This window comes from Serratia sp. 3ACOL1, from assembly GCF_003668775.1.
GTDB classification, from domain to species: domain Bacteria; phylum Pseudomonadota; class Gammaproteobacteria; order Enterobacterales; family Enterobacteriaceae; genus Chania; species Chania fonticola.
The window spans coordinates 1,647,129-1,660,676 of the sequence record NZ_CP033055.1 but is presented as its reverse complement, the minus strand read 5'-3'; the positions used below and the strand labels follow the sequence as shown (position 1 = coordinate 1,660,676).

Below are 13,548 nucleotides of genomic sequence, written 5' to 3'. Positions count from 1 at the left end.
CACTGTTGGAAAAGCACAATGCCAGCCACTTCACAGTGGCTGGCATTTTTTTTAGCTAGAGCTCTCACGGGCGCCGCATGCTGCGCCCATTTACTCAACCCGCTATTGGCCGTAATAGGCGTTCTTGCCGTGCTTACGTAGGTAATGCTTATCCAACAGCACCTGCTGCATGTTGCCAATCCCCGGCGTCAACTGGCGTGAAAAAATCCCCATATAGGCAATCTCTTCCAGCACGACTGCGTTGTGAACCGCGTCATGTGCATCCTTGCCCCAGGCAAACGGCCCGTGGGCGTTGACCAGCACCGCCGGAATGGCGCTTGGGCTGATGCCGCGCTGGCGGAAGGTTTCAATAATCACCTTGCCGGTATCCAGTTCATAGTCGTGCTCGATTTCATCTGCGGTCATCAAACGGGTGCAAGGGATCGCGCCGTAGAAATAGTCGGCATGGGTGGTGCCCCAGGCCGGGATATCCAACCCGGCCTGTGCCCAGATGGTGGCATGGCGTGAATGGGTGTGCACGATGCCGCCGATGTCGGCAAACTCGCGGTACAGGGCCAGATGGGTAGCGGTATCCGAAGAGGGTTTCTTACTGCCCTCAATGCGTTGGCCATCAGCCAGATTGACCACCACCATATCCTCCACCTGCATATGCGCATATTCCACGCCGGAAGGTTTGATCACCACCAACCCGCGTTCACGGTCAACGGCGCTGACGTTACCCCAGGTAAAGGTCACCAGCTTGTGGCGCGGGAGGTCGAGGTTGGCCTCCAATACCTGCTGTTTAAGCTGTGGCAGAGTTAACATGTCATTCCTCCTTGCTGCATTTTCTGTTCAATCCAACGGCGGGCTTGCACGATCTCGGCAACCGGTTCGTCGGCCTTTTCGGTCCACATCTCAATCAGAAATGCACCGCGATAGTTGAGCTGTTTCAGCGTGTGGAACAGGGCGACAAAATCCACACAGCCTTCACCGAATGGCACATCGCGGAACTGGCCCGGTGACGTCTCAGTGACCGGGAAGGTGTCTTTGAGATGAATGGCCGCGATGCGGTCAATACCGAGATGCAATTCTTCCGCTACGTCGTTACCCCAGGCGCTGAGGTTGCCAACGTCTGGATATACCGTGAACCATGGGGAAGCCAGCAGGGCATCCCAACTTTTCCACTTGCTGATGGAACTCATGAATTCGGTATCCATAATTTCGACCGCCAGCATCACCTGCGCGGCAGCGGCACGTTCCACCGCCCATTGCATACCCTCGGCAAAGCGGGCGAGGGTTCCTTCATCCTGCTGTTCGTAATACACGTCATAACCCGCCAACTGAATGGTGCGGATGCCAACGTCTTTGGCCAACTGGATCGCCTGTTCCATGATCAGATAAGCCTGTTGCCGCGTGGCCTCATCATGGCTGCCGAAAGGAAAGCGGCGATGGCCGGAAAGGCACATGGAGGGAATGCTGATGCCGGTTTCCAACATGGCGCTGACCAGCGAAAGCCGCTGCTCTTTGCTCCAGCTCAGTCGTGCCAACCGTTCATCACTTTCATCGACCGACATCTCGACAAAATCAAAGCCGCAGGCCTTGGCCAATGCCAGCCGCTCCGGCCAGCTCAGGTGTTTCGGCAGCGCTTTTTCGTAAATTCCCAACGGATGCTGGCGCATATCAAGATCTCCAAATGTCATCAATGGCGGTATGGAACTGACGTGCGGCCACCACCGGATCGGCAGCCTCGGCCAGCGCACGCCCGGCAATAAACGCCGTCACGGCGATGTCTTTAAACAGCGGCAAATCGGCCGGGACGATCCCGCCGGTAACCGAAAGCTCAATCCCCAGATCGGACAGCGCCTTCATGGTGTCCAGATCCTGTTGGCCCCAGGTTTGCCCGCTGGCCTGTGCATCGCGGCCCCGGTGGTAAATCGCCTGTTTGATACCCAGATCGCGCCAGGCTTTGGCATCTTCCAACGTCCAGCGGCCAAACAGTTCGATCTGGATTTCGCCCCGGTAGCGTTCGGCCACCTCCAACGCGCTAGCCATGGTGGCCAAGGGGGCTGCGCATATCACTGTCATCCAGTTGGCTCCCTGCGAAAAAGCCTGTTCGGCCAGGGTAGCTCCGGCATCGGCCACCTTCAGATCGGCGACCAGCGTATGTTGCGGGCAACGTTCACGCAGGGCGCTCACTGCCTGGATCCCGGCGCTGATGCATAAAATGGTCCCCGCTTCGATGATGTCGACGTACGGATGCAGACGGTCGACCGTTTGCAGAGCGGCATCCAGCCGGGTGTGATCGAGCGCCAACTGCAGGCGCGGTTTGATGGTCATAAAGCCTCCTGAAAGTCGCCGTGTTGCAGCGTTTGTAGCGTGGCAACCAGCGCCTGATAACGTTGGTATTTACGGTGGTAAGCATCCTGAGCGGCGGGATCTGGCAGAACGGTTTCGATGCGTGGAGCCAATGTCCGCTGCGCGGCGGCAAAGTCGCTGAAAGCGCCGGTGCCCACCATGGCAGCCATTGCTGCACCTAAACAGCCGGTTTCCTCCACCTGCGGGAGCTCAACCGGTAAGCCGCTGACGTCGGCAAACATTTGCATCCAGGGAGTCGATTTAGCAGGCCCCCCGGTGACGCGCAGCGCCTTGGTCTGGGGGAAACGTTGCCGCATACGGTTCAGATGGGTCATATGGCAGAACACCACGCCCTCGAAAATCGCCTGTACCAGGTGTTCTCGTTGATGGAAGGCCTGCATACCGTAGAAGCTGGCACTCAATCCCAGCCCGGCGTTGGAGCCATAAAGGAAGGGGGCAAACAGCAACTGGCTGCCAGCCTTGGGTAGGTCAGCCACCCAACGGTTGAGCTGCGCGTAGTCTTGCAAGCCCCATTGCTGGCAAAACCACTCCAGATTGGCTGCGGAGGTAGGGCTGGCTTCGTGGACGATGTATTTGCCTTGCTCGGCATGGCGGCCATAAACGAACGGATAGCCGGAGTCGGAAGCGATCGTTGCGGTGATCCCGCTGGTGACCGACCAGGTGCCCATCACTGCGTTGAGTCGGGTTTCATCCTGCAGCCCGGCACAGAGTGCGGTGGATACCACGTCAAACAAACCGCCTACCACCGGGGTGCCGACTTGCAAGCCGCTCAACGCCGCGGCTTCAGCACTAACGCGCCCGGCGATCTCGGCAGAACCGACAATCGGCGGTAGGGCTGACATGATCTCGCCGATGCCAAGCAGCTGTGCCAGCGCCGGGTCATAACAGCCGCGCTCCATCTGATACAGATTGGATTCGGAGATATTGGTTTCTTCACAGGCCAGTTCGCCTGTCAGGCAGTAACGCAGGTAGTCATGCCCCATCAGCACGCTGCCGATCTGGGCGTAACGCTCGGGTTGATGCTGCTTGATCCAGCGCAGCAGCGAAACCGGATGGCCGGTCCATAGGGTTTGACGAGTTTGCTCGTACAGGTCTTGCGGCATGCCTGCTTGTTGCCAGGCCATCACCTGAGCCAGTGCCCGCTGATCGGAAGACAGAATGGCGTTACCCAGCGGTTGCCCCTGTTTATCCAACAGGAACACGCCTTTACCCTGGGCCGAAATCCCCAGCCCCTGAACGGCTGCCGCGGCGATACCGTTGTGTTCCAACACCTCACGGATCACGCTGGCGGCGGTTTGCCATAGCGCGGGCATATCCCGCTCCGCCCAGCCAGGCTGTGGGGCAACGATTGCCAGATTACGGCGGGCAATGCCCAGTTCTTTACCCTCGGCGTCATACAATCCGGCCTTGATAAAGGTGCCGCCGCAATCGAGCCCTAGCCAGTATTTCATTGCTCGCTCCCGGCGACCTGGTCGCATTTGTTGGGTAACATCAGCGCCAGCAGTGCGGCGATCGCCAGTGAGGCAGCCAGGCTATAAACGCCAACGTCCTTGTTGAACAGAGTGATCAGCACGCCGACCATATAGGGGCCGCAGAAGCCACCGAGGTTGCCCAAGGCATTGATCACGCCGCGTGCGCCACCGGCCACTTCGGCGTTGAATAATTTGGGGGGAATAGTCCAGAACACACCGGCCGCCGCCTGAATAAACACGCCGCAGCCGACTAACGCGGCATAAGACCACCAGATGTGATCTTTCAGCAGCACGGAAAGCGCCATGCAAATAGCAAAGCAGGCCAGCGGCAGGGCAACGAAGACTTTGCGTTTACCGGTACGATCGGACAAGGTGGAAACGATCAGCATGCCGAAAATGGCACCAATGTAAGGCAGCACGGCAAGCCAGCCTACCTGTTCCATATTGCCGTTGGTCAGGCCCTTCAGAATGGTGGGCAGCCACAGGGTGTAGCCGTAGATCCCGGTTTGGTAGAAGAAGTTAACCAGGATCAGTTGCCACATGATCCGGTCGCCCAGCACGCGCCGCAGCGAAGCATTGCGCACCGTTTTGCCTTTGATCAGCAGTTGTTCGTCATGCAGGGTTTTGATCAGGTAGTCTTTTTCTGCCTGCGAAATCCACTTCGCTTCCTGCGGGCGGTTGCTGATGGTGAAGCACCACAACGCCATTACCACCAGTGACAGGCCACCTTCCACCAGGAACAGCATGCGCCAGTCCCAGGCGGTGATGATCCAGCCGGATAGCGGGGCGGTGAGGATACCGGCGATCGGCACGAACATGATCACGATAGCGTTGGCACGGCCCCGTTCCTTGTCCGGGAACCAGTTGCTGATCATGGTCAGCACTACCGGCAGCATACCGCCCTCGGAAACACCCAAGGCAAAACGTAGGAACAGCAGTTGGTATTGATTGGTCACCAAACCGGTCAGCACCGAGATCACCGCCCAGGCCAGCAGCGACCAGCCAATAAACTTCTTGCCGTTACCGTTAACCGCCAGCTTGCCGCCGGGCACTTGCAGGAACAGATAACCGATAAAGAAGATGCCGCCCGCCAATCCGGCCATTGAGGCGGTGATCCCCAATTCGGCGTCCATGCCACCAGGCATGGCGAAGGCGATATTAACGCGGTCCATATAAGAAATAATGCAGGTAATCAGAATAGGCGGCACAATTCTCAGCCAGCGTAATCTGGGTATGGCCTGACTTTGGCTAACAGCAACAGAAGCAGTATTCATGTTATTGATACCTTCGCATAAGTAGGGGGCTCGGAATAAATCCGTATTATTGTTTACCGTTTCATGGGTATTATTTGATGTTCTATCTTATTGATGTTGTGATTAGGCCACTGCTTAACGCTAGGGCGTTGATACCATCCTTGATAATAGCAATCCTTTGTTCGACACTCTCTTGTGCCGAGGTGGACAGTAATTTGATACCGGCATATTTTAATTCTGCCAGCGGAGCCTGATTAAATAATTGCCGCGCACTGTCCAGCGTCATTAATGATTCATGGCAAACATAATGGCTGCCATCGAATGGGGCAAAGGGCGCATGAGTATCCTCCCATTCGCCATAAGCACCTTGGCTGGCGGTGCCGGAGAACATCAGGGCGCTTAATAACCCTGCCTGTTGGCACTGTTTCACCTGTTGCAAAGGCAGATGGTTATTATGCCCTTCAATAGCAGAACGGCCCCAGTTGATGGCCAGGGTTAGCGTATCGCCAAAGTGGCGGTTAATCGCCTGCGCCGCGATGATCTCATCTTCCAGCGTCAGGAAACCCTTGCGTGGCATGGGCCCGGTCAGCGCATCGCAGTGCTCAATTACCAAATCGCATTCCCAGTGCCAACCGGCAATGTCTTCCAATGAGGCAATGAAGGCCTGCCGCGCCGCCGCACTGTCTTTTTCCTGCCGGTTGGGGGCCGATTGAAGCTCCAGGGCTACCACCTGTTGGCGACCGGCGCGATCGTTGGTTCGCTTAACGTTGTCATGTATTGAACGGATATAATCCACCGCTGCCTGGCGCTCTTCCTCATTACGGGCGGCGAGGCCAAAATCCCGCCCGCTGCCGCGTCGTTGCATAGTCCCCATTACCGCGGTAAGCACCAGTTGCCAGTGGTTGGGGATCTGCTTAAGCAAGAAATCGTCACCATAAGGATGCAGATCGTCCAGACAAGGTTGCTCCAGCCCACGGATCAGCGGCAGTTCAGCCAGCCGATCCCAGAATTGAACTTCCTTTTCACGTTCGAGCTGATGAAATGAAGGTGCACAAGGATAAGCACCAATAATAAAGCCCGGCGTTGTGTTTTCCATATTTTTCACCTGATATTATCGCAATCAATGAAACGGCTAAATTCACGTTATGAGACAGTCTTTATTTCATCGTGCTGGAAAGTAATGTTATCGGTATTTTCACCACCACCTTTCTGATATCGCAGGGCGTTTGATTAATACAGGCAGGGCGATGGATATCTTGCGGATAAAATACCGCAAAATTACCGGGCTGCATGGTTAACCAGGATTCGTCTTCCACATCCTGATAGAAAATAATGTCGCGCTGCGCTAATAATTCCTGATGAATAACGTTGTTTCCTCTGTCCGCCGCAACGCCTATTAATTCAGTACCACTTACCAGGAACTGCACGTCGATATTTTTACGGTGTACTTCAGGGCGCAACTCATCTTTATGTTGCGTGTGAAGATCCAGAACCTGTATCACATAACCGGTTTCAGGATCCTCATAACGCCCGGCAGACAGGGCGGTAAAGTCGGTGTTCTGCAAATAGGCCACGGCTTTGGCAATCGCCGGGGGATAGTGTTCTGCTGCCGTATGGGCAATATGGCCGAAGATCATAACTGCTCCTTAAAGTGTCTGAATGCGGGCCCAGACGCGATCGTCTACCGGGATGCCATCGCGTTGATTTTCGGCGCGGACGTGCGGGAAGCGGTGGCCCGGCAAGCGAATGGCGACTTCTGGGTTATCACGCTCGGCGCTGGTAACGTAATCCATAATGCGCTGCAGTTTTTCATCACGGGTTTTGCCGTCGATCAGGCGGTCGATCTCAATGGCGATAAACACCTGCGAAATGCCGTATTCATCGCGGTTATCTTCGGTAACCTCGGCGACCGATGAACCACCGGAGAGCAGGGTGGCGATCATATCCAGCACTATCGACAGCGCAGAACCTTTCCAATAACCCATCGGCAAGATACGCCGATTTTCTTCGATGGTGGCCGGATCGCGCGTCAGGTTGCCGTCGTTATCAAAACCGCCGTCCACCGCCAGTTTTTTGCCCGCCAGGCGATTCATTTCCAGCGCGCCGTAGGAGAACATCGACATCGACATATCTACCATGGTGATGGGATTACTCGGCACGGCGACAATCAGCGGGTTAGTGCCGATACGGCACTCTTTAGCCCCCCAAGGTGGCATGACGGCGATCGAGTTGGTCCAGCAAATGCCGATATAGCCTTTTTCTGCCGCTTGCCAGCCGTAACCTCCACCACGCATCCAGTGGTTGGCATTACGCAACGCCACCAGGCCAATCCCGTGTTGATCTGCCAACTGCATGGCGCAATCCATCATCTTGCGGGCGGTCAGGTTGCCAATGCCCTGATGGGCATCCCACTGTTCGATTGCGCCTAACGACAGCAGCTTGCTCGGTTCGGCGTCAGGCACGATATCACCCGCGTCCAACTGCTGAATAAAGCGTGGGAAGCGGTTGACCCCGTGGGAATAGACGCCGCTTTCGGTGGTATCGGCGAACAGGGTGGCACACTCATCTGCCGTGGGTTCCGCCAGGCCCCGTGCCAGCAACACGCGTTTGAATTGCTGTTTTAACTCGGTATAGCTCACTCTCATACTGCTTCTCCCTTATGGTGAACTGCATGTTTTGTGTTCTTTGAATTTCAATATGCGAAATTGCATTTCAAATAAATGCTATACCCCTGTTGGGACGAAGTCAAAGCCGGAGTATAGGAAATTATCGCGTAAAAACAGTTGGTTAAATTAACCTGACGATTATGTGATCGACAACACAGTTTGAGGGGTTTGGCGTGCTACAGACGTAACAAAGCAGGGAGAGGCAAACTCCCCCCTTACTTGATTTTTGTCGGCTAAGCGAAGAAATGCGCGCAGCAATCTCCCCTCACCCTAACCCTCTCCCAAAGGGAGAGGGGACTAAACGTGCTACATTTTGGCACCTGTACCTGACAGCGGCTCTGGACTTGCTCCCTCTCTCCCAAACCCGTATTGATGTGATCTCCAACCTCTACAGTGGGGGTTGGGGTGAGGGGCAACGGTAACCTTAATTGGCAAACCTCTCTTACCCAACATCATTGAGAGGGGACTAAACGTGCTACATTTTGGCACCTGTACCTGACAGCGGCTCTGGACTTGCTCCCTCTCCCCCAAACCCGTATTGATGTGATCTCCAACCTCTACAGTGGGCTGTCTCTTATACACAACTCGGCATCTTACTGTTTTTTATGGGAATTATTTCAAGCGCATCAATAGGGCGCTCGGAAAAATTCTCTTTAAAATCAGCCTGCTATGTTTCTCAAATTACGGCCATTTGACCGCAACTTGAGATGTGTATAAGAGACAGACAGTGGGAGGGGTTGGTGTGAGGGGCAACGGTAACCTTAATTGGCAAACCTCACTTACCCAACATCATTGAGAGGGGACTAAACGTGCTACATTTTGGCACCTGTACCTGACAGCGGCTCTGGACTTGCTCCCTCTCCCCAAACCCGTATTGATGTGATCTCCAACCTCTACAGTGGGAGAGGGTTGGGGTGAGGGGCAACGGTAACCTTAATTGGCAAACATCCCTTACCCAACATCATTGAAATGCCGCTTTTACCCGTGGGTATTCAGGACAATGCGGTACAACGATGTGGTGGCGGTAATGTAGAGTTCATTGCCTTCCGGCCCGCCGAAGGTGCAGTTGGAAACACACTCCAGTACGGGAATTTTGCCAACTTGCTCCCCGCGCGGATTAAAGATAATCACGCCGTCGGCACAGCTGCAAAACAGGTTACCGGCGCTATCCAGGCAGAAGCCGTCCGGGATCCCCGGTGTGACCTGAGCAAAATGCCTGCCAGCCATTAACTCCCGTCCTTCCACCTGATAGACCCGCAACTCGCGACGCCCAAGGGTAGGGAAGTCAATAATCGACATATCGGCCACGTACAGCTGGCTTTCATCTGGCGAGAAGGCCAGGCCGTTGGGCCGTTGCAGATCGCTGGCGGCAATGTTCAACGAGCCATCACGGGGATCGAAGCAATACAGATAACAGCCGATCACCTGGCTTTCCGACTTGTAGCCCTCTTCATCGCCGATGATGCCGTAAGGCGGATCGGTAAACCATAATGTGCCGTCGGAACGCACCACGATGTCGTTCGGTGAGTTGAAGCGCTTGCCATCCACCCGGTCGACCAGCAGTTGGACACTGCCGTCGTGCTCGGTGCGGCTGATACCCCGCCGCCCGTGTTCACAGCTGATGACGCGCCCCTCGGCGTCTCGGGCATTACCGTTGGCATAGTTGGATGCGGCACGCCATATGCTGAGCTCGCCATTGCGTTCCCAGCGGAACATGCGGTTGCCTTTCACATCACTGAATACCACGGCGTCCTGCTGTGGTAGCCATACCGGGCCTTCGGCCCAGATGGCGGGGGAACACAAACGTTCCAGTCGTTGTTCGATCATCTCAGCCTCCCGATTACTTCACGCCCCAAATCGTTTTGTAATGGCCCTGATAGTCATTTTGCGGGTCATACAGGTTATTCGGGCCACCGTCATTGGCGATGTTCTCGCGGGTGACCAGATGGGCCGGAGTCACGTAACCGGAAGGAGCCTGCTTGGCGAAGGCACGGTTAAACTCATCCAGCAACTGCCAGCCGTGCAGCTTCAGCGGCTCGGGCACGGTGGCAGACTGGCTGTCACCGGAACGAATGCGTTGGTAGGCAGAAATGGAGCCGTCACCGGCCGAGATATTAAACGGCGCATTGCTGCCGCCTTTGCCGGCTGTTTTCAGCGCCGGGGCCATAAAATCGAAATACAGATCGTTGATCGCCAGTGCGTACTGGAACTTGTCGCCGTATTTCTGCAACAGGCTGAAGGTCATGGCTGGCATGCGGCTGGCGGTATCTGCCAGCGGGGTGTCGATAAACTCCACCAGCTTACAGCCGCTGCATTTAGCCACTTCCTCTTTCATCACGTTGGCTTTGTCCAGGGCGATTTGGTACAGCGAATCGGTAAAGATCAGCACGTTGGCCTGCCCACCGGATTTCACGACCGCGTATTGTGCGGCGATGCGCGCTACCTCATTGGAATCGGAGGTCACGTTATAGAACACATCGTATTTGGCGATAGGGCCAGGCTCCGGCACTGCATGCCAGGCTGTCAGAACGATCCCCTGAGCCACCGCCTTTTTCAGCGGGATTTTAGCCACGTTAGGGTTCCAGCCGCCGATCACGATCCCGTCTGGCTTTTGGGCAATGGCCTGATTCAGCGATGACAGTTGGTCTTTCACCGAACCGCCACCGTCCAGCGTTTCCAACTGCCAGCCCGCCACCTTGGCCGCTTCGCTCAGACCTTGTTGCACACCCTGCACGCCGCCGTTCTTCATGTCGGAGGCAATAAAGATGATTTTCTTGTTCGCCTGCAGCAGCGGCCCGCTGGTGGGGCCATCCCATTGGGTACTGCTGGCAGTGGCTTTGGCTACCGCTGCGGTGGCCTGATCGAGATAGGCATCTGCCCAGGCCGGTGAGGTGGCCAACAGCAGAGTGGTGATCCCGGGCAAAATCCAACAATGTTTCATGGCTGTGCTCCTGATTAAGGATTGATCGCTTTTTGGTTGTTGTTGTCGGCAGATGCCGCCTGACTGCGTTGTACTGCTTTCTGATTGAGTAACCGACGGCGTTGGGCATAACCGGCCAATGTGATTGACAGCAGCAGCGTTGCGCCGTTGAATAACGGTTCGACCCAGAACTCTCCACCAAACTGTTGGATCCCCGCGATGCCGATCGCCAGAATGGCAATGCCGACCACGGTGCCCCAGACGTTCACCCGCCCTGGGCGAATGGTGGTACTGCCGAGAAATGCGCCCACCAGGGCGGGTAACAGGTAATCCATCCCGACGCTGGCCTGGCCTACGCCCTGTTCGGCAGCGATCAGCACGCCGCTGAAACCGGTGAGCACGCTTGAGGCGATAAAGGCGCCAATGGTGAAGCGATTGACCGAAATACCATTAAGCCGCGCCGCAGCCGGATTGCCGCCTACCGCGTACATGCAGCGGCCCAGCGGAGTATGTTCGGTGATCAGCCACAGGATGACGGCGACGATCAGCACGTAGAAGGCCACAATCGGGATCCCGGCAATTTCGGTGTGATGCAGGGCGATAAAGGCATCGGGCAGGTCGCCGACAATCTGCCGCCCGCCGGAGTGCCACAGCGCCACCGCATACAGCACGGTGCCGGAACCCAGGGTTGCCACGAAGCTGTCGATATCCGCCAGCGCTACCAAAATGCCGTTAAGCAGGCCATAAAGCGCGGAAACGACCAGCACGGTCAACACCGCCATCTGCCAGGAGAAGCCATATTCCACCTGTAAGGTGATCGCCAAGATGTGCCACAGCACGATACCGAAACCGACGTTCAGGTCGATCTTGCCGACGATCATCGGAATGGTGGCCGCCAGCGCCAGCAGGGCGATCTTGGCCTTGCTGGAGAGGATCGCCTGTACCGTCAGCATCGAGGCGAACGACGGCGTGGTAAGCGAAAAGACGATCACCAGCGCAATACACAGCAGCAGCAGGCCATAGCGGGTGATGATTTGCATCAGCCACGGCCCGAAGCCGTCCTGCCCCAGGCTGACACGCTGTTCCAGCGCCGTTGATTTGACGGACGTTTTATTCGACATGGTATTCCTCCACAACGGCTTCCCCGGTGCTGGCCGAGGCCAGCTCCAATAAATTGGCGAACGAGACCTGCTGGTTCTTCAACTCGCCCACCACTTTTCCCCGGTTAAACACCAGGGCGCGGTTACAGATATGCGCGATCTCTTCAAAATCGTTGGAGATCACCAATACCGCCACGCCGGCTGCCAGGGATTTATTTAACAGATGATAGATTTCGGCGCGGGCGCCCACGTCGACCCCGGCAGTAGGGTCTTCCAGGATCAGTAACGGTGCCGCAAGGTGCATCCAGCGGGCCATCACCACTTTTTGCTGATTGCCGCCGGACAGGGCGCTGATATCGATATTGACGTCCTTGGGGCGTACGTCGAACAGTTGCACCTTCCACCAGCTGGCACCGATTTCGGCGCGGCGGCTATAGCGCGAGAACAGCTTATGGCCGCTGGCACAGGGGTTGATAAACAGGTTTTCCCGCACGCTCATCGACATCACCAGGCTTTCGCCGGTACGATCGCCTGCGACCAGAGACACGCCACAAGCCATCGCCTGTTGTGGGGTACTGGCGGCGTAAGGTTTATCGCGGAACTGGATTTCGCCGCTGTCTCGCTGGCGCAGGCCAAACAGCAGGCGGCCAATCTCTTCCTGGCCAGCACCGCGCAGCCCGGCAAGAGCGAGCATCTCACCCGGTTGTAAATCGAAGCTGACTGGGCCGATATCCCCGACGCTGACGTTATGCAGTTGCAACACCGGCGGCTGGTGCTGCGGCAGCGGTTCACGCTGATCTTCCGCCATCGCTTCACCCACGATCATCTGCACCAGATCGCGCAGGGAATAATCGGCAGTGTTGCCCCCGGCAACGTAGCGCCCGTCACGCATCACGCAAACCCGATCGGCTATTTCAATCACTTCATCCAGACGATGGGTGACGTAAATCATGCCGACCTTTTTGGCGCGCAGCCGGTTGATCACCGCAAACAGGTGGCGTACGTCGTTGGCGGGTAGGGAAGCGGTAGGTTCATCCAACACCAGCAGTTCGGCATTCACCGCCACCGCTCTGGCAATGGCCAGCAACGACTTCTCCGTGCGGGAAAGTTCAAATACGCGCGCGTCTGGGTCCAGGGCAATCCCAACATCCTGTAGGGCTTCCAGCGCACGGCGGCGAATGGCACGCCAGTCGATCAGCCCGAAACGGCGGGGAAACCCCATCACCAGCGCCATATTCTCCGCTACCGTCATCCATTCAATCAGGCCCAGATCCTGATGGATAAAGGCAATCGGCTGGCGGCTATCACTTTTAATCGCCGCCGCCGAGGCAATGCTGTTACCTTGAAAGTGGATATCGCCGCCATCGCGCGGATACACTCCTGCCAGGACTTTGATCAACGTGGATTTACCCGCGCCGTTTTCTCCTAGCAGCGCCAGCACTTCTCCGGGCATCACCTGCAGGCTGACGTCGTTAACCGCGATGTTGCCGCCAAAACGCTTGACGATATGGCTGAGCGTAAGAATGGGTTGATCCGCATTGCCTTGAGTCATGTGATGCGCCCCTGTGTCGGTTCGCGCCATCAGCGCGATGCCAATAAATGAACTACTGCTGTTTAAATCAACCTTAAATTTCAACATGCGAAATCAGATTTCAAAAATGATATGCCTAACGTCGAGCTAAAGCAAAGCCGGGACGGTTTTAATTCTCTTTAATAAACAATGGATTATTTTTAATTTTGTCAATTTGTGACGTACAACTCACTTATAAGGTTGCCGGAATG

Annotated in this window: 12 protein-coding genes; all 12 read right to left on the bottom strand. The window is 56.1% G+C overall.

The annotated features are described in order from the left end of the window. Window positions 1–102: 102 nt before the first annotated feature. The 12 genes from araD to D9980_RS07565 all read right to left on the bottom strand — a co-directional run bounded on the left by araD (window position 103) and on the right by D9980_RS07565 (window position 13,318). Entirely contained in the window at window positions 103–804 is a 702-nt protein-coding gene (gene araD / locus D9980_RS07620) for an L-ribulose-5-phosphate 4-epimerase (RefSeq protein WP_021177868.1), read from the bottom strand. Then, the gene (locus D9980_RS07615) at window positions 798–1,658 is read right to left on the bottom strand and encodes an L-ribulose-5-phosphate 3-epimerase (protein ID WP_121606934.1); all 861 of its coding nucleotides are present in this window, start codon (window positions 1,656–1,658) and stop codon (window positions 798–800) included. Before D9980_RS07615 ends, araD begins: the two co-directional genes overlap by 7 nt. A 1-nt stretch (window position 1,659) precedes the next feature. Beyond that, window positions 1,660–2,316 (bottom strand): 3-keto-L-gulonate-6-phosphate decarboxylase UlaD, encoded by a 657-nt coding sequence (gene ulaD, locus D9980_RS07610; protein WP_121606933.1) that lies wholly within the window; start codon window positions 2,314–2,316, stop codon window positions 1,660–1,662. Next, entirely contained in the window at window positions 2,313–3,806 is a 1,494-nt protein-coding gene (locus D9980_RS07605) for an FGGY-family carbohydrate kinase (RefSeq protein WP_121606932.1), read from the bottom strand. Before D9980_RS07605 ends, ulaD begins: the two co-directional genes overlap by 4 nt. Then, on the bottom strand, window positions 3,803–5,101 hold the full coding sequence (locus D9980_RS07600) for an MFS transporter (RefSeq protein ID WP_121606931.1): 1,299 nt from the start codon (window positions 5,099–5,101) through the stop codon (window positions 3,803–3,805). The genes D9980_RS07605 and D9980_RS07600 overlap by 4 nt, the downstream gene beginning before the upstream one ends. A gap of 82 nt (window positions 5,102–5,183) precedes the next feature. Then, window positions 5,184–6,176 (bottom strand): DUF4862 family protein, encoded by a 993-nt coding sequence (locus D9980_RS07595; RefSeq protein ID WP_121606930.1) that lies wholly within the window; start codon window positions 6,174–6,176, stop codon window positions 5,184–5,186. Window positions 6,177–6,237: 61 nt separating this feature from the next. Next, on the bottom strand, window positions 6,238–6,717 hold the full coding sequence (locus D9980_RS07590; RefSeq protein WP_121606929.1) for a YhcH/YjgK/YiaL family protein: 480 nt from the start codon (window positions 6,715–6,717) through the stop codon (window positions 6,238–6,240). A 9-nt stretch (window positions 6,718–6,726) separates the two neighbouring features. Then, window positions 6,727–7,725 (bottom strand): 3-dehydro-L-gulonate 2-dehydrogenase, encoded by a 999-nt coding sequence (gene yiaK, locus D9980_RS07585; RefSeq protein WP_121606928.1) that lies wholly within the window; start codon window positions 7,723–7,725, stop codon window positions 6,727–6,729. A gap of 999 nt (window positions 7,726–8,724) precedes the next feature. Next, window positions 8,725–9,573 (bottom strand): SMP-30/gluconolactonase/LRE family protein, encoded by an 849-nt coding sequence (locus tag D9980_RS07580; RefSeq protein ID WP_121606927.1) that lies wholly within the window; start codon window positions 9,571–9,573, stop codon window positions 8,725–8,727. A gap of 13 nt (window positions 9,574–9,586) precedes the next feature. Further along, on the bottom strand, window positions 9,587–10,687 hold the full coding sequence (locus D9980_RS07575) for a substrate-binding domain-containing protein (RefSeq protein WP_121606926.1): 1,101 nt from the start codon (window positions 10,685–10,687) through the stop codon (window positions 9,587–9,589). Window positions 10,688–10,701: 14 nt separating this feature from the next. Continuing rightward, a complete protein-coding gene (locus tag D9980_RS07570; RefSeq protein WP_024486032.1) occupies window positions 10,702–11,787 on the bottom strand; it encodes an ABC transporter permease in 1,086 nt (361 codons plus the stop codon). Then, window positions 11,777–13,318, bottom strand: a complete 1,542-nt coding sequence (locus D9980_RS07565) for a sugar ABC transporter ATP-binding protein (RefSeq protein ID WP_121608976.1) — start codon at window positions 13,316–13,318, stop codon at window positions 11,777–11,779. Before D9980_RS07565 ends, D9980_RS07570 begins: the two co-directional genes overlap by 11 nt. Window positions 13,319–13,548 lie beyond the last annotated feature (230 nt).